This window comes from Nannocystis sp. RBIL2, assembly GCF_026626745.1.
In the GTDB taxonomy this organism is placed as follows: domain Bacteria; phylum Myxococcota_A; class Polyangia; order Nannocystales; family Nannocystaceae; genus Nannocystis.
On sequence record NZ_JAPNJW010000002.1, the window covers coordinates 2,546,129 to 2,562,263 of the forward strand.

Genomic DNA, 16,135 nt, shown 5'->3' on the forward strand with positions numbered 1-16,135 from the left:
GCGCGGTGAAAAAATTATGGCACGCAAAGCTCCTCTCGTATGGATGACCTCGATCGGCCTCGTCGTGGGCTGTGGTGACGACGGCACGCAAACTTCTCAGACCGGCGTCGCCTCGCAGACGACGATGTCGACCCAGCCGACGACGCTCGACACGCTCGGCACCTCCGAAGGCAGCGAGTCTGCCACCGGCACGCCGCCGACCACCACCGAGGGCACCATGGGCATGACGAGCGACAGCTCGGGCGTGCCGACGTCGACCAGCGACAGCACCTCGACCGGCATGGTCACGGCGACGATGGGCACCACCGAGACCGCGACCGACACGCTGACCACCGAGCCGCCCGAGACGACGACCTCGACCAGCACCACCGACACCGCCTCGAGCACCACCGACGACACCACCTCGAGCACCTCGACCACCACCGACACCACGACGACCACCACCACGGACCCGGGCACCACCACCGAGGACATCCCCTGCAACGAGATGCAGGTCGTCCTCACCCCGGTCGTGCCGAACGTCATGCTGGTGCTCGACAAGTCGGGCTCGATGCTGTCGCTGTGGGACCACGACGCCAACCCGAACACGCCGACGGTGAGCCGCTGGTTCAGCCTCTACGCCGTGGTCGACCAGGTGCTCACCGCCTTCAACGCCGACTTCAACTTCGGCATGAACCTGTTCCCCAACAAGCAGGCCGTCGACACCTACGTCCCCGGCGCCTGTCCGGTGAACGGCAACGTCGAGGTCCCGGTCGCCCCCTTCAACAAGAACCCGATCCTCAACGCCCTGCCGGCGCAGAACAACAACACCATCAAGGGCGGCACCCCGGCCCAGGCCGGCGTACTGGCGGCGCTCAACCACCTCAAGACGCTCGACCCGATGATCCCGCGGGCGATCATGCTCATCACCGACGGCGCGGCCAACTGCACCACCGGCAAGGCGCCCCCGCCGTTGTTCGAAGACTACGATCAATCGCTGCACACCCTGGTCGGCAACGCCTTCACGCAGGACGCCATCCCGACCTACGTCATCGGCATCGCCATCGCCAACGCCGTCTCGCCGGTGCAGATGGACGGCAGCCCCGACAACATCAACCCGTACCAGAAGCTCAACGAGCTGGCGACCTCGGGCGGCACCGCCAAGCCCGGCCCCGAGAAGTTCTACAGCGCCGACAACCAGGTCGAGCTGCAGGCCGCGCTCAACGCCATCGTCAGCGACGCCCAGAGCTGCGTCATCGCGCTCAACGACCAGCCCGGGTTCCCGCAGTTCACGAAGGTCAAGATCGGCAACGTCGAGGTGCCGAAAATTGGCGACTGCGCCAACGAGAACGGCTGGAAGTACGTCGAGCCCGCGCCGCCGTACACCGCCATCGAGCTGTGCGGCACCGCCTGCAACTCGCTCAAGCAGACCGGCGAGGCGGGCGTCGAGTACTACTGCAAGCCCGGCTGACGCACCGCCCATTCGCGCCGGGCAGCCGAGCCCGGTGCGGTCATTCGCGCCGGCAATCGTCGATTGCGGATTGCCGCCACGAGCACCCGCCCCCCGGCCTCCCGGCCGCGGGCGTCCTCCTGTGCGCGGCGCTTCGCAGCTCGCCGCCCCCGCGCGCGATTGATGCCTAGCCGCGACCCTGGTAGGGTGGCTGAAATGCATAATTTCCGCCTCGACTTCGTGGCTCTGGCGTCGTGTGCCGTGTTGCTCGCGGCTTGCGGCGACGACCAGCCGTCTTCGTCCTTCGATCCGACCTCGCAAGTCACGACCGCGAACAACCCGACCACCAACCAGGTCTCGTCGACCAGCGGACCGCAGGACACCGATCCGACGACCACGATGACGCCGACCGAGCCGGGCACCAGCTCGGTCGCCACCGAGACGGGCAGCACCGACACCACCGGCACCCCCGAGACCACCACGGACCCGGGCACCACCACCGTCGACACCACCGGCCCCGACCCGAGCACCACCTCGACCACCGACCCCGGCACCTCGACGACGATGGCGATGCCGTGCGAGGAGGCGAACTGTCCCATGGGACAGTTCTGCGATCCCAACGGCAACGGGTGCGTCCCCGGCTGCAACGACGACACCGACTGCAACGCCCCGACCAAGTGCGACGTCGGCAGCAACACCTGCAAGGGCTGCCTCGGCGACGGCGACTGTCCGCTCGGCACCGTGTGCGACGCCGGCGAGTGCATGCCCGGCTGCAACGACATGCAGCCGTGTCAGGACGGCCTGGCCTGCTGCAGCAACAGCTGCGTCGACCTGCTGGTCGACACCGCCAACTGTCAGGCCTGCGGCAACGCCTGCCCGGTGCCGCCCAACGGCAACGCCGCGTGCGTCATGGCCCAGTGCGGCCTCGCGTCGTGCAAGGCGCCGTGGAACGACTGCGACAAGGACCCGGGCAACGGCTGTGAGAACCAGGGCCCGTGCCAGTGCGACCCGGGCACGCAGACCGCCTGTTACACCGGTCCCGACGGGACCCAGGGCGTCGGCATCTGCAAGCAGGGCACGCAGACCTGCAACCCGCAGGGTACCGGCTACGGCCCGTGCACGGGCGAGGTCACCCCCAACCCGACCGAGATCTGCAGCAACGGCCTCGACGACAACTGCAACAATCAGGTCGACGAAGACGCCGACGCCGACGCCGACGGCTACACCGTGTGCGGCGGCGACTGCTGCGACGAGGTCGGCCCCAGCTGCCTCAACCCGGCGCTCGTCAACCCGGGCGCGTTCGAGGTCGGCGGCAACATGGTCGACGACGACTGCGACGGCACCAAGGACAACCCGGTCCCTTCGTGCGACGCCAACCTGGCCAGCAACTCGTCGAACGCCCTCGACTACGCCAAGGCGATCGACCTCTGCCAGACCACGACCGAGAACCCGCCGCAGAACCAGAAGAAGTGGGGCGTCATCTCCGGCACCCTCACCCGCGCCGACGGCGTCGGCGCCATCGACTCGCAGGCCAAGTCGATCCGCCCCGGCTTCGGCACCAACGTCCTGCCGCAGCAGAACGCGCGCCTGGCGATCCTGTCGACCGGCAACGCCGCCGACCAGAACGACGCCAATCCGCCCTACGCCGACTTTCAGCCGGGCAAGATCAACGGCGCCAACAGCAGCGCCCCGGCCGACTGGTTGGCCGCCAACGGCGGTCAGTTCCCCAACGCGCCCGGCTGCCCCGGCGCCCAGAGCAACGGCGCCAACGACAGCGCGATGCTCAAGCTGCGGATCCGCGTGCCGACCAACGCCAAGTCGTTCAACGTGCAGATGTACTTCTACTCGGCCGAATGGCCCGAGTACGTGTGCACTGCCTTCAACGACCTGTTCGTCAGCCTGGTCAACTCGACCGCCGCCGGCAACCCGGCCGACAAGAACATCGCCATCTACAACGCCCCGAACAACCAGAAGTACCCGGTCGGCGTCAACATCGCCAAGGCGGCGCCCGGCCTGTTCACGCAGTGCCAGAACGGCCAGGTCGGCTGCTACGGCGTCCCGTTCAACTACAACAACTGCACCGGCACGCAGGGCATCACCGGCACCGGCTTCCAGGCCGATGCCGGCTTCGATTACTGCCAGGAGGGCAACTACCACACCGGCGGCGCGACCGGCTGGCTCAAGATGTCGGGCAACGTCAAGGGCGGCGAGGTGATGGAGATCCGCTTCGCCATCTGGGACACCGCCGACGGTCAGTGGGACTCGCTGGTCCTCCTCGACGACTGGGTCTGGTCGGTCCAGGCCTCGCAGCCGGGCGTCCAGCCCAACTGAGCCGGCCCGGCTCGACAGCTTCGGCGATCGGGCGTACGTTCCGCTCGCCGTGCCCGTCCTGTCACGTGTCACGATCCTGGGCGCCGGCCGCGTCGGCGGCGCCCTCGCCGCGCGCAGCCCGATCCCCGTCGCCCTCGTCACCCGCGAGAGCGGCTGGGAGGCCCTGGACGGCCCCGTCGGCGAGCCCGTCGTCGTCGCCGTCGACAACGCCGGCCTCGACGCCGCGCTCGCCCGCGTCCCGGCCGCGCGCCGGCCCGACCTGGTGTTCGTGCAGAACGGGGTCCTGGAGCCCTGGCTGTTCGGACATGGCCTTCAGGACAGCACCCGCGCCCTGCTCTACTTCGCCGTGCCGCGCCGCGGCGCCGCGATCGAGCCCGGCGGCACCAGCGTGTTGACCGGCCCGCACGCCGAGTCGCTGGCGACCTGGCTGCGCGCGATGGACCTGCCGGTCGAGGTCGTCGCCCGCGACGCCTTCGCCGCCGCCATGCTCGAGAAGCTGATCTGGAACTGCGCGTTCGGCCTCCTGTGCCAGCGCTTCGAATGCAGCGTCGGCGAGGTGCTGGACCGCCACGGCGAGCTCATGGGCGCCCTCGTCCACGAGTTCCTGGCCGTCGGTCGCGCCGCCCTCGGCGTCGACGTCGACGCCCCTCCGCTGCTGCAGCGCCTGCGCGCCTACTCGCGCGCGATCGCCTCGTACCGCGGCGCCGTCAAGGACTGGCCGTGGCGCAACGGCTGGTTCGTCACCGCCGCGGCCGCGCACCAGGTCCCGACGCCGACCCACATCACCCTGTTGCGCGAGGCCGGCGCGCTGCCGGCGACGACCTGACCCGAAGGACAGGCGATTCGCCGCCGCGAGCGGCAGCGGCGCCCCCGCGCGCCTGTCTTTCCGGCCACCTCGTCCGAGCGATCGGCCTGCCCGGCGGGACATGTTTTAAAAGACATCTGATTCTTGGCTGACAGGCCCGCGCTCAGCGGAACAGCCCCGAGCGCGGCGAGCTCAGCGCGCGCTCGAATTCCGCCAGGGCGGCCTCCAGGCGGCCCCGCAGGACCGAATCGGGGATCGCCGAGCCCGCGCGGGCGGCCGCGATCTCGCGCACCGCTTGCAACGAGGCGCCGCACGCCTCGAGCACCGCGCGGACCTCGGGGCCGGCGCGGTCGACCTCGCCGGCGAGCTCCCAGGCCCGCTGCAGCGCCTCGTCGAAGCGCAGGGCGTCGAGCTGGCCGCGGATCGTCGCCGCCTCGCGCACCAGCAGCGCGCCCGCGGGCGGGAGGTGGTCGAGGCGGCGCTCGGCCGGGGGCAGCGCCTTCACCACCGGCACTGCGCCGAGGATCCGCCCCAGCACCGGCGAGGTGAGCCCGCCGCACAAGAACCATAGACCCGAGAGGATCAACGGACCGGCGTCGGCAGTGTCGCCCTCGATCCCGGGGATCTCCAGCGCGTGCAGCACCAGCGACGGCAACGCGCTGACGATCGACCACAACGAGGCGACCGCGAACGTGCGCAGCGGCTCGCGTCCGTCGTCATCCATGCCCTCGCTTCAACGCCGGCCGGCGCTCGCCGTTCTGCTCCGGCGACGCTCCGCGAGGCCGTCTGCATGCGCGCGTCGGAGCATCGACGACATCGGCCCCGCGGAGCGCCGTCATCGATCGCCCTCACCGCGCCTCCGGTGGTTCAGCTCGCTGTCGCGGCTCAACCTCCGAGGTCGATCGTCAGCGCGTGGCGCACCGGCGCCCCCGTGAACCGCAGCGACGCGACCGCCTCGCGGATGCAGCGGTCGAGCGGGTGATCGTCGTCGACCGACAGGTGCTGGACCTCGAGCAGCCGCGTCGGCCCGCCGACCTCGAGCGCCAGCACCAGCCGCCGCGGCGCCCCCGGACAGGCGCGCAGGCGCGGCGCCAGGGCCTCGACCGCGGCGACCACCTCGGCCCGGGTCGGCGCCGGCGCCGGCGCCTCGCCGCGCGGCGCCTCGACCTGCGGGACGACCTTCGCCGGCGCCGGCGCGCTGCCGCTCGCCGGCGCCTCCGAATCTGTCCGTGAGGACATGGCGAAAAAGCCAGCCACCGCGACCGCCGAGAGCGCCAGCCCCAGCGCCCAGCCCAGCCCGCGCCCGCGCGGCCGCGGGGCTGCCCCTGAGGACATGTCCTTCCAGGCAGCCGCTGTCACACTGACCGGCGCCGCCGCGCGCGGGCGCGAGCCGGTCGAGGCCGCGGCCGGCGGGGCCGCTCGTTCGCCGCGATCGCTGTGGAGGCTGCGCAGCGCGTCGTGCTCGGCCCGCAGCAGCTCGAGCAGCGCGGTCATCGACGCGACCCGCAGCGCGGGGTCCTGGGCGAGGATGTCCTGAAAGTCAGCCGCGAGGAACGTGTCCTCGAGCTGCGGCGCGGCGCGGACCACGTGCTCGCGCAGGCGGGCCGCGCCCTCGCCGGGCTCGGCGGCCAGCAGCTCGCGGATCACCGCGTTGGGCATCTGCGCCCCGGTGATCAGCATGAACAGCACCGCGCCGAGCGAGTAGACGTCGCTGCGCTCCGACTTGGCGCCGCCGCGGAACAGCTCGGGCGCGGCGAAGCCGGGGTGACCGTACGCGCGGCCGTCGTCGCCGCGGTGGCGCGGCGCGGGCGCGTAGCGCTGGTCGGTGCGGGCGTAGAACGCGTCGAGGAAGCGGCACTCGCTGAGGTCGATGATGCGCGGCCGCGGCGGCAGGCTGCGCTCGAGCATCAGGTTGGTGAAGCTGATGTCGCCGTGGAGGATCCCGCGGGCATGCGCGTCCTGCAGCGCCTCGGCCAGCTCGATCACCAGCTCGACCGCGGCCAGCGGCTCCATCGGCCCGCGCTGGATCGTGCGCGCCAGCGGCTCGCCGTCGATCAGCTCCTCGACCAGGTACCACGAGCCGTCGTCGTCGTAGTCGCACTCGTAGATCCGCGGGAAGGCGCGGTGGGTCAGCTTGTCGAGCGCCATCGCCTCGCGGCACAGGTCGGCCAGCACCGGCGTGCGGGCCAACCTGCGCGGCAAGATCTTGACCGCGACGTCGCGCCCGAGGACGTGGTGATGCGCGCGCCACGTCTGCCCGCACTTGCCCTGCCCGAGCAGCGTGCGCAGCTCGAGCCGGCGCGCGAACAGCCGCGGCGGCGCCGAGGCGCTGCAGCTGACGTCGCCGGCGTCGCTGCAGGTCGGCTGCCCCAGCGGCGCCGGCGCGAGGTCGGGCGCCGGCGGCCATGCTTGCGGCTCGGGCCGCAGCACCGGCTGCGTCGCCGCCAGCTTGTGCGGCCACACCTCCATGCCCGCGGCCAGCCACGCTGCGCGCAGCTCGTCGGCGCGGAGCTGCGGGTGACCGGCGACGTCGGCCGCCAGCTCGAGCACGCGTCGCAGCGGCTCCGGCACCGGCTCGCCCAGGTCGTCGCGGTCCATCAGCGCCTTCAAGGTGCGCCCGAGCTGGGCCAGGTCGGCGCGCGGCGAGCGGTCGTTGGCGGTGTCGTCGTCGGCGCGCGGCGCAGTGAGCAGGCGGGCGACACCCGCGTCGCTCCAGCGGATGTTGCGGGCGGTGACCGCCCCGTGGCACAGGCCGTGCTCGTGCAGGCACATCAGCGCCTCGGCGATCTGCAGCCCGACCTGCCACGACGTGTCGATCGCCAGCGGCCCTTGCGTCCACCGCTGCGCCAGCGACATCCCGCCCTCGTCCTCGCGGACGAAGTACGGGTGGCCGTCACCGCCGACCCCGTGATCGACGACCGCGGCGATGTACGCGTGGCGCAGCGCCGCCAGCAGCTTGGCCTCGCGGCCGAACCGCTCGGCCGCCGCCGCCGGCAGCGCGTGCTGTAGCGACACCAGCTGCACCCGCGTCCGCTCGCGCTGGTCGTGCGCCACGTACACGCTGCGCCCGGGCTCCTCGTCGATCCGCTCGACCAGGCGGAACCGCGGCGACTCGGGCCCGACGGACATCTCCCGGGAGCGTGCCTCGTCAGCCACGCGAACGCAATTGCCGGCGCGCGTCACCCGCGACGCGGCGGCTCGCGCTGGGCCCGGTTGTGGTATGGATACGGGGCGATGAATCCTTGCCTGTGCATCGTCCTCGCCGCCGGCATCGCGGTGGGTCCGGTCCCCGCGGCGCCGCCATCGACGTTCGGGCAGCTCGAGCGGCACATGCAGGAGCTCGTCGAGCAGGAGCGGTTCGAGGAGCTCGCGCGTGACGGCGAGACGGCGTTCGCTCGCGCCGACCTGGAGCCGTGGCAGCGCCGCGAGCTCGCCTTCTACGCCCTGCGCGGCTACCACCGGGTGTTCGCCGTCACCGGTCAGGCCGCGGGCCTGTGTCGGGCCCGCAACCTCCTGCGTCGCGTCGAGCGCGAGGTCGGCTTCGGCGATGCGAAGGCCGTCGCCACGCGCCTGCGCGACGTCACCGAGTCCGGCCTGGCCAAACAGAGGCCGAAGGACCCCTGCAGCAAGCCGCGGGCGACCGCCAATGTACCTACACCGACCCCGGCCGAGCTGTTGCCGGTGGTGCAGCGCAAGCAGCCCGTCGCGCCGCCGCCGGCCGACGACTCGCAACCTGCGCTGCTCGACGTCTCGCGCCACCGACCCGCGCCCTCCGCCACGCCGCCGGCCGCGGCCGAGCCGGCCCCCGCCGCCCCGCCGGCGACCGACCCCGCCGCGGAGGTCCGCTCGCGCAACCGCGTCATCGCCGGCAGCCTGCTGCTGGTCCTCGGCGTCGGCCTCGGCGTCGGCGCCGGCGCAGCGCTGTGGCGCCGCAGCGAGGCGAACGGCGAGATCATCGAGATCGACCGGCGCGTCAACGCCGAGCTGCGGCTGATCACCCCGGAGGAGTTCGACCGGGCCATGCACCTCGCGAACGTCTATCGCACCCTCACCCCGGTGGCCGGCATCACCGGAGCGGCCGCCGGCATCGCCACGGTCGCCGGCGTCGTCCTGCTGGCGACGCGGAACCGCGGACGCACCATCGCCCGCGTCTCGGCCACCCCGTGGTCGGCGATGCTGACCCTCTCGGGCCGCTTCTGAGCGCTGCTCGGCCGCGCAGCCGCCCATGGGTGCAGACAAAGGCCAATACGATCGATGGGGAGACCACGCTCGCGAACGCGGACAATGGCATGAGTCGCCCCACTTCGCGCTCGTGACATTGGCAGCACGACGTCGCAGGCGCAAAGGACATGTCCCTTCGGACAGCCAGTGCGCCGCCCGCGCTAATTCCCCCCACGGCCGCTCGGCGGCGCGCGCTCGTGACCCCCGCGTGTCCCCAGGATCCCCCGGCCGAGCATTTCCGCGCCGCGCGAAATCATGACATGAGCGCCGGCGCGCGCGCGCCCGCGATGTCGAGACCGTGGCCTGCCACGAATTTGCCGGTCCGCTCGCCCGCGCGGGGCCGACATTGACAAGCCGCGGCCAATCGCCAGACCGCGCCAAATGGCGACGAACACGGGTCTGCCGGACAATGAGCGGTCGACGAACGCGTGTGCGGCCTCGAAGTCACGCACGTGTCGGCCCGCGAACTCGCCGGGCTCGGCTACCCTCTTGAGCGCGGACCCGGAGATGAAGCTGCGAGCCTCCCCCAGCCTCCCGGCCATCGTCGCGCTCGGCGTCGCGGCCTGCACGGTGCCCGGCGTCGGCAGCCTCACCTACGACCAGCCGCCGGAGACCGCGACTGCCGGGACCACCGGCGCCAGCGACGGCGCCCCGGCGACCACCGGCGAGCCGGCACCGACCACCGGCACCACCGGCGAGGCGCCGGGCACCAGCACGACGAGCAGCGGCCCCACGAGCGAGCCCGGCAGCACCACCGCCGACGACCCGTTCGCGCCGCCAGCGATCGTCAAGGGCAAGCTCGACGTCGACGTCTTGGTGAAGAACGAGCCGCTCGTCGTCACCATCGAGACCGCCAACGCCGAGGGCGTGCGCATGCGGGTCGACGGCGGGCCGGAGATCGAGCTCGTCCTCGACACAGAGGAGGAAAGCAACCTCTTCACCGGCCAGATCGTGATCTACACCGCGCTGGAAAACGACGACCCCCACTTCGCCACCTTCGTCGCCTGGCGCGGCGCCCTCGAGAGCGAGACGTATAAGCTGCCGTTCACGGTGGCCCTGCCGCCGGCGGGCAGCGAGCTGTTCTGGGAGGGCGACAGCACGATCGGCAAGGGCACCGTCGTCGCCCTCGCAGTCACTCCGAAGCTCGAGCTCATCGAGCTCGGCACCTACTATCCCCAGGGACAGGCGCGCTGCTACCTGCGCCGGCGCGACCTCGGCGGCGCCTGGGGTCCGGACGATCTGTTCGAGGTCAAGCCGGGCCTGCCGTGCAGCGCCATCGACCTCGTGGCCGACGACGACGGCGCGCTGCACGTCCTCGTCGACAAGCTCGAGGGCGGCGAGCTCCGCTGGTGGCTCGGCAAGTACGACGACGTGGCCGACACACCGACCCAAATCGGCACCGGCGTCGTCGGCGACGTCGCCCGCGCCCTCACCCTCGACCGCGACGACAATCGCGTCGCAGTGTGCGGCAACCGGCCCGACGGCGACCTCGTCCGCGCCGCAGTGTGGCTATTCACGCCCGGCGAACCCGGCAAGAACCTGTCCTACGATTATGTCCCGGAGAACGAGTTCCCCGATCCCATCGGCTTCGGCGAGACCCCCAACGATTGCGCCTTCCTCGCCCATCACCTGCTCGTGACCGGGGAGGTCAAGGGCCAGCACGACCAGGACAGCGTCACACGATCGCGGCATTTCCTGCTCGACGTCGACGCCGACGGCGAGAACCCCGAGTGGCGCATCGCGCCGCAAGACAGCGGCTCCCAGAGCGGCGGCCGCGTCCTGACGCTCGACCCCGGCGGACGGGCGATAAGCGCCGGCTACGCCTGCGGCGATCAGTGCGAACACCTCGCCGAGCTGCGGATGTTCACCGCCAGCAGCGACCAGGTCTGGCAGCGCTCGCTGGATCCGCTGCTCGCCGACCCGCGGGCGCTCGCCTGGCACCCTGCCGGCTACGTCGTGTTCGTCGCCGCCCGCGACGGTCAGCAGGGCTCGACCTCGTTCTTCGCCGAGGCGTGGTTCCCGCTGCAGGCCGCGCCGGTCTGGTCCTACGCCCATCAGGACGCGCTCGCCATCCACACGCCCACGTCCCTGGCGATCGGCCCCTACGGCCAGATCTACGTCGGCGGCACGACGGCGGGCGGTTACCCCGCCGTCGCCGTCATCGCCCCCTAGCCTGCGCTCACTGGGGAATGAAGGCCGAGCAGGCCTCGCTGATGCGATCGGTCGCCACGTCGAACCCGGGCCGGTAGTCCGGCTCGTCGTTGTCGATGATGTACCAGTACGGGAAGTAGTACTTGACCAGATCGCACACCGTGTCCCACGGGTTGCACTCCGGCTTCTGGATGCTGAACATCACCACCGAGTTGGGGTCGCCGTGCTTGGCGTTCGTGATCGCCTCCGCCCACAGCTTCGGCTTGCCCTCGGAGTCCGTGTCGGCCGTGTTGGAGATGAACGTGATCATCAGCAGCGCGTCGTCGCGGATGAACCCCTCGTTGCAGCCGCCGGGGCCGTTCAGCGCCGGCGACACCGCCGCAGTCACTGCCTCGCCGAGCTCGTCGTCGCCGTTGAGGCCGATCTGGGCCAGGCAGGCGAAGGTCCCGGTCGGGTCCGGCTGCTCGCGCGTGAAGTAGCGGCGACCATTGAGGAGGCCGCAGTCGTGGTTCGACGCGCCCTTGCCGGCGGGGATGACCGACCCGGCGCCCAGCGTCGTGTCGCAGACGCCGAGGTCGGCCACCGCCTCGCACGGATAGTCCGGGACGGAGCAGCTCTCGGGGCTGCAATCCGCATTGCACAGAGGGTGGCCCCACGTCTCGTCGGGGTCGATCACCATGATCTGATAGTCGAAGTCGGAGAACTTGCTCTCGATCGTCTCCATGAAGTACGGGAACGCCTCGATGAGCCGCGCCTGCAGGTTCTCCATGTACGAAAGGCGCGAGATGACGAACAGGAAGTCGATCTTCCCCTTGCACCCGACCGGGTGCGGGTCGCCGAGATCGGGCACCCCGAGGTCCTGCAGCGGCGCGACCGCGGTCGTGCTCGTGCTCGCCTCGTCGGTCGTGGAGGTGGAGCTGTCCTCGGGGACAGGTCCGGACGACGTCGAAGTCGAAGCAGTCGTGGTCGACGGCTCGGGCGCGTCTCCGGTCGACGCCGGCGCGGTGATCGCCGGCGGAATGGCGAACGACGACGCGGCCGGATCGGGGCCCTCGCACGCCCCCACGAGCGCCGCTGCGGCGAGGCCCAGGCCGGCGCCGCGGCCGTTGCCGCGAGGACGCCAGACCCGCCGCGGGCGGTCTGCCTCGCGCGAATCGATGGACATGTCCTCGGGGACATCCGCCGCGGCGAATCCGCTCGCGGAGGGCGCGCCGGGCTGGCTGGCGCGCGAGCGCGCGGTGAGGTGTAGGCCCTCGCAGGCCGGCGACGCGGCCAGGACTGCACTCATTCCCCGCACGTCCCCAGCTTACCCCGACCGGGCGCAACCGCGCTGCGCGGAAGCGTGAGGTTCAAGGCTGCACATCGGCGCAGGTTCGCGCCCCACATGGCCTTTCCGCCATGTCCCGAAGCGCAATCGTGACAGCGTTCTCGCCGCTCAACCGCGCGTCTGCGGCTGTCCTGGCGGCAGGGCGCGGCGGCGCAGCGCGGCGGCCGTGCGGGCAATGGTCGTCAATTCGGTCCACGGCCGCTCGGCGGCGGTCGGATCGCCTCCGACCCATTCGCACGGCGGGTCGCGGTAAGGATTTGTCGGCAAGGCTCGCATCTCGCGGGCACCCGCCTCGAGCGCGGCCTTGAGGCGAGACAGGGCCGCCGCGTCGGGGCTGAACAACTGCGGCGCCGCCTGTACCGTGAGCCAGGTGCGAATGACCAGAGCGGCGACCGCCGCGATTGCGGCCAGCCGCAGGAACCCCGGGGCCGGGGCCATGAACACCACCGCTGCCAGCCCTGCCCAGAGCATCCAGGCCCACGCCGGCAGGCCGAGCGACGCGGCCAGGCTGCCCGGTCGGGCGTGTTCCAGCTCGGGGCGGGCGCCGAGCGCCAATTGGTCGACCAGCGCGCGCCGCCGCAGGTCGCGCTGGATCTGCCGCGCCAGCTGCTCGGCCTCCGTGAGCGCCACGAGGGCCGCCCGCGCGCCGGAGGGGTCCTGAGTCACGATCGCAGGGTACGGCACAATCGCCGGCTGTCCTTTCCGCAGCCGGGCGGATTCGCCCTCCGCGGGGTCGTCAGGCGAGCAGAGAGCGCGTCACGCGTCCTGCGCACCTTCGCGTCCCCGCCCAGGGTGCCCCGGCCCTCCGCAGTGCCCTTCTTCTTCATGATGACTCGCCGCGCCCTCGCCCGGCGGCTGGTCACCAATGTCTGCATCGTGGGACTCCCGGCGTGGGCTTCACTCTTTCTCCTGCGCGGCTGGCGGATCCCTAGACAGCCCCCGTCGATATGATAGTTTCGACGGGTTATGAAGCTTTGCGATGCCTGTCACCGTCACGTGCGCCCGACCGAGGGGGCCTGCCCGTTCTGCGGCCGTTCGCTGCGCACCACCGCGGCTGCCCGGCTCGGCGCGGTCGTCCTGCTCGGCGCGCTCGAGACTGCGTGCACCAGCCGGCCGGTCGACGAAGAGACCGGCAGCGACACCGCGACGCCGATCACCAGCACGAGCGAGGGCGACACGTCGAGCAGCTCGACCACCACCACGACCTCGACCACCTCCGCCACGATCTCGACCACCTCGACGAGCGATCCGTCGACCCTCGGGACGAGCAGCACCGGCGAGCTGTCGACCACCGCCGACATCGACACCTCCGACACCGGCTGCAGCTTCTACGGCGGCTGTCCGGCCGACTTCGCCAACCCGCTCGAGTGCGACCCGTTCACGCAGGACTGTCCCGAAGGACAGAAGTGCAGCCCGCAGAAGAGCGACGGCGTCGTGTTCGACGCGACCAAATGCGTCCCGGTCGCGCGCGAGCCGGACCAGCCCGGCGAGCCGTGCACCGTCGAGGGCGCGCCCGGCAGCGGCCTCGACTCGTGCGACGTCGGCAGCACGTGCTGGGAGGTCGACGAGCAGACGCTCGCCGGCACCTGCGTCCCGCTGTGCGGCGGCACGGTCGTCTCCCCCGAGTGCCCGGCGGCCACCACCTGCGTCAGCTTCAGCGACGCCCTCGACCTGTGCCTGCCGACCTGCGACCCGCTGGCGCCCGCCTGCAAGCCCGGCGACGTGTGCGTCCCCAACCCCTCCGCCTCCGACAGCCAGTTCGCCTGCGTCGCCGACGTGTCGCAGGACGGCGGCGCCGAGTTCGAGCCGTGCGAGTTCCTCAACGCCTGCGACCTCGGGCTCGCGTGCGTCGACTCCGCGTCCGCCACCGAGTGCGACCCCATGGCCTTCGGCTGCTGCGTGGCCTACTGCGACCTCGCCGCGCCGATGTGCAACGGCGCCGGCGCCGAGTGCCTGCCGTGGTTCGAACAGGGCCAGGCCCCGTCCGGCCTCGAGGACGTCGGCGTGTGCGCGCTGCCGCAGTGACTCACGGACATGTCCCTGGGGTCATGTAGGCGCCCGCTCGCTGCCGCCGTGATCCACCGACATGTCCCGAAGGTCATGTGAGGCGCGGCGCCCCCGCGCTCGCGTTCTCTGTCCCGAAGGACAGCTCACCTCACCGGCACGCCCGGCCCGAACGGCTGCACCTCGCGACCGACGCGCGGGTCGTCGACCGCCACCGGCCCCTGGGCCGCGAGCTCGGGGTCGAGGGACTCGCGGACCACCCGGTAGAGCCCGTGGTCGAACGGCACCCCGGGGGCCGGCGCGACCGGCTCGATGCGCTCGCGCAGCCCGGCCCGCGCCAGCTCGAGCGCCCGGTGATGGCAGTAGGGATTGTTGCCCGGGCGGCCCAGCAGCGGCTCGCTGGTGGCCGAGCAACCGGCCATGCACACGTCGTTGTAATAACAATCGCGGCAGTAGCCCCACAGGTCGTCGACGGTGCGGACGCGCGTGAATTGCAGCTCGGGCGCGTCCTCCCAGATCTCCCGCAGCGGCCGCTCGCGCACGTTGCCGGCCACGTTGGCCGGGCCGCCGAGGCTGGGGCAGCCCTTGATCGTGCCGTCGGCCTCGATCCCCAGGGCGTGGCGGCCGGCGATGCAGCCCTTGTAGTGCCCGCCGGCCTTTTGCCGCCCGCGCAGCTCGGCCTCGAGCGGCCCGAAGTAGCCGAGGTTGTTGGCCGGGAACAGGCGCAGCCCGTGCGGCGCGCCGCGGGCGATCAGGCGCTCGATCACCGCGAACACCTCGAGCAGCATGAAGGGTTGCAGCAGGATCTCCGGGTGGTCGGCCGCGTTGCCGAACGGCGCAGTGATCTGCAGCTGCCAGCCGCCGATCTTCTCGGCGATCAGCCGCTCCTGCAGCGCCTCGAGCGTCGGCAGCGTGAGGCGGTTGATCTGCGTGTTGACGGCCCGCCCGACCCCCGCCGCGCGCAGGCGGGCCAGCGCCGCGAACGCGCGGTCGAAGCTGCCGTGGACGCCGCGGAGGGCGTCGTGCGCCGCGGAGGTCCCGTCGATCGACACGCTGACGCTGCGGATCCCCGCCTCCGCCAGCGCGGCCACCCGCTCCTCGCTCAGGTTGAGCCCGCCGGTGGTCATGGTGCAGTCCATGCCGGCGCTGCGGATCGCCCGGGCGATCAGGATGAAGTCGTCGCGCAGATACGCCTCGCCGCCGATCAGCGTGACCTCGCCGATCCCGAGCGCCCGCAGATCGGTGACGAGGGCCAGCGCCTCTGCGGTCGTCAGCTCGCCGTGGCGCGCCGCGCCGGCCCGCGAACCACAATGGATGCACTTCTGATCGCACTTCAGCGTCAGCTCCCACACCGCGTAGCGCGGTCGGGGAACCTCGCCGGCGACGCGGGTGAGCGCGCGGCGATCGTCGGGCCGCGGCAGCGAGGCCACCACCGGCAAGCGGCGGCGATTGTCACGCAGGCTCACTGCCGCAGCGTATCACGGCGCGGCGGGCGGCCGTCGGGGTCGGGCGGCCCGCCGTCGTCGTTGTGCTCGGGCCGCTGCTCGCGCTTGGCGACGATCACGTGCTGGGTCGACGGCGCCAGCATCTGCTGCAGTTCCGTCAGGGCGTTGCCCGCCCCCGAACCCGAGGGCTTGCGGACCCGATAATAGATGTACCCGCCGCGCTCGAGCGCCAGAAGCAGCCGGTCGAGCGCGAACAGACCGGCGAGCACTGCGAGCACGGTGAGCGGCCACGGCACGGACGAGAGTCTATCGCGCGTCCGCCCGCGACCTGACGCCGCTCGGGAGCCGACGGGTCGGCGCAGCGAATGCGCCGACCGCCATTGCGGGGCTCCGCGCGCCTTCGCAGGCGGCGCGCCCCCGCG

General features: G+C 71.9%; 12 protein-coding genes. 6 read left to right on the forward strand and 6 right to left on the reverse strand.

The window, feature by feature from the left end; translation table 11 throughout:
- Window positions 1-43: 43 nt before the first annotated feature.
- The 3 genes from OV090_RS35210 (at window position 44) to OV090_RS35220 (ending at window position 4,586) form a co-directional block, all read left to right on the forward strand.
- A complete protein-coding gene (locus OV090_RS35210; RefSeq protein ID WP_267709088.1) occupies window positions 44-1,450 on the forward strand; it encodes a vWA domain-containing protein in 1,407 nt (468 codons plus the stop codon).
- A 195-nt stretch (window positions 1,451-1,645) separates the two neighbouring features.
- On the forward strand, window positions 1,646-3,760 hold the full coding sequence (locus OV090_RS35215; protein WP_267709089.1) for a choice-of-anchor L domain-containing protein: 2,115 nt from the start codon (window positions 1,646-1,648) through the stop codon (window positions 3,758-3,760).
- Window positions 3,761-3,809: 49 nt separating this feature from the next.
- Window positions 3,810-4,586, forward strand: coding sequence for a ketopantoate reductase C-terminal domain-containing protein (locus OV090_RS35220; protein WP_267709090.1), 777 nt, complete (start codon window positions 3,810-3,812; stop codon window positions 4,584-4,586).
- A 142-nt stretch (window positions 4,587-4,728) separates the two neighbouring features.
- Here OV090_RS35220 and OV090_RS35225 read toward each other — a convergent pair whose 3' ends face one another.
- The gene (locus tag OV090_RS35225; protein ID WP_267709091.1) at window positions 4,729-5,289 is read right to left on the reverse strand and encodes a hypothetical protein; all 561 of its coding nucleotides are present in this window, start codon (window positions 5,287-5,289) and stop codon (window positions 4,729-4,731) included.
- Between the two features lie 161 nt (window positions 5,290-5,450).
- Window positions 5,451-7,694 (reverse strand): protein kinase, encoded by a 2,244-nt coding sequence (locus tag OV090_RS35230; RefSeq protein WP_267709092.1) that lies wholly within the window; start codon window positions 7,692-7,694, stop codon window positions 5,451-5,453.
- 105 nt (window positions 7,695-7,799) lie between these two features.
- Here OV090_RS35230 and OV090_RS35235 point away from each other — a divergent pair, with 105 nt between their 5' ends.
- Entirely contained in the window at window positions 7,800-8,765 is a 966-nt protein-coding gene (locus tag OV090_RS35235) for a hypothetical protein (RefSeq protein ID WP_267709093.1), read from the forward strand.
- A gap of 528 nt (window positions 8,766-9,293) precedes the next feature.
- The gene (locus tag OV090_RS35240; protein WP_267709094.1) at window positions 9,294-10,958 is read left to right on the forward strand and encodes a hypothetical protein; all 1,665 of its coding nucleotides are present in this window, start codon (window positions 9,294-9,296) and stop codon (window positions 10,956-10,958) included.
- Between the two features lie 7 nt (window positions 10,959-10,965).
- Here OV090_RS35240 and OV090_RS35245 read toward each other — a convergent pair whose 3' ends face one another.
- Together OV090_RS35245 and OV090_RS35250 are read right to left on the reverse strand one after the other, a co-directional pair.
- Entirely contained in the window at window positions 10,966-12,225 is a 1,260-nt protein-coding gene (locus OV090_RS35245) for a hypothetical protein (RefSeq protein ID WP_267709095.1), read from the reverse strand.
- 147 nt (window positions 12,226-12,372) lie between these two features.
- Window positions 12,373-12,930 (reverse strand): hypothetical protein, encoded by a 558-nt coding sequence (locus OV090_RS35250; RefSeq protein WP_267709096.1) that lies wholly within the window; start codon window positions 12,928-12,930, stop codon window positions 12,373-12,375.
- A 300-nt stretch (window positions 12,931-13,230) separates the two neighbouring features.
- Here OV090_RS35250 and OV090_RS35255 point away from each other — a divergent pair, with 300 nt between their 5' ends.
- Complete coding sequence (locus OV090_RS35255) at window positions 13,231-14,289, forward strand: hypothetical protein (RefSeq protein ID WP_267709097.1); 1,059 nt, start codon at window positions 13,231-13,233, stop codon at window positions 14,287-14,289.
- A gap of 125 nt (window positions 14,290-14,414) precedes the next feature.
- Here OV090_RS35255 and OV090_RS35260 read toward each other — a convergent pair whose 3' ends face one another.
- Together OV090_RS35260 and OV090_RS35265 are read right to left on the reverse strand one after the other, a co-directional pair.
- The gene (locus OV090_RS35260; RefSeq protein ID WP_267709098.1) at window positions 14,415-15,734 is read right to left on the reverse strand and encodes a radical SAM protein; all 1,320 of its coding nucleotides are present in this window, start codon (window positions 15,732-15,734) and stop codon (window positions 14,415-14,417) included.
- Window positions 15,731-16,009, reverse strand: coding sequence for a hypothetical protein (locus tag OV090_RS35265; RefSeq protein WP_267709099.1), 279 nt, complete (start codon window positions 16,007-16,009; stop codon window positions 15,731-15,733). The genes OV090_RS35260 and OV090_RS35265 overlap by 4 nt, the downstream gene beginning before the upstream one ends.
- Window positions 16,010-16,135 lie beyond the last annotated feature (126 nt).

Bases quoted from the DNA above. Each gene is read 5' to 3' on its own strand.
- OV090_RS35240 (WP_267709094.1), top strand. From the start codon at position 9,294: ATGAAGCTGCGAGCCTCCCCCAGCCTCCCGGCCATCGTCGCGCTCGGC.
- OV090_RS35255 (WP_267709097.1), top strand. From the start codon at position 13,231: ATGAAGCTTTGCGATGCCTGTCACCGTCACGTGCGCCCGACCGAGGGG.
- OV090_RS35210 (WP_267709088.1), top strand. From the start codon at position 44: ATGACCTCGATCGGCCTCGTCGTGGGCTGTGGTGACGACGGCACGCAA.
- OV090_RS35215 (WP_267709089.1), top strand. From the start codon at position 1,646: ATGCATAATTTCCGCCTCGACTTCGTGGCTCTGGCGTCGTGTGCCGTG.
- OV090_RS35245 (WP_267709095.1), bottom strand. From the start codon at position 12,225: ATGAGTGCAGTCCTGGCCGCGTCGCCGGCCTGCGAGGGCCTACACCTC.
- OV090_RS35230 (WP_267709092.1), bottom strand. From the start codon at position 7,694: ATGTCCGTCGGGCCCGAGTCGCCGCGGTTCCGCCTGGTCGAGCGGATC.
- OV090_RS35235 (WP_267709093.1), top strand. From the start codon at position 7,800: ATGAATCCTTGCCTGTGCATCGTCCTCGCCGCCGGCATCGCGGTGGGT.
- OV090_RS35225 (WP_267709091.1), bottom strand. From the start codon at position 5,289: ATGGATGACGACGGACGCGAGCCGCTGCGCACGTTCGCGGTCGCCTCG.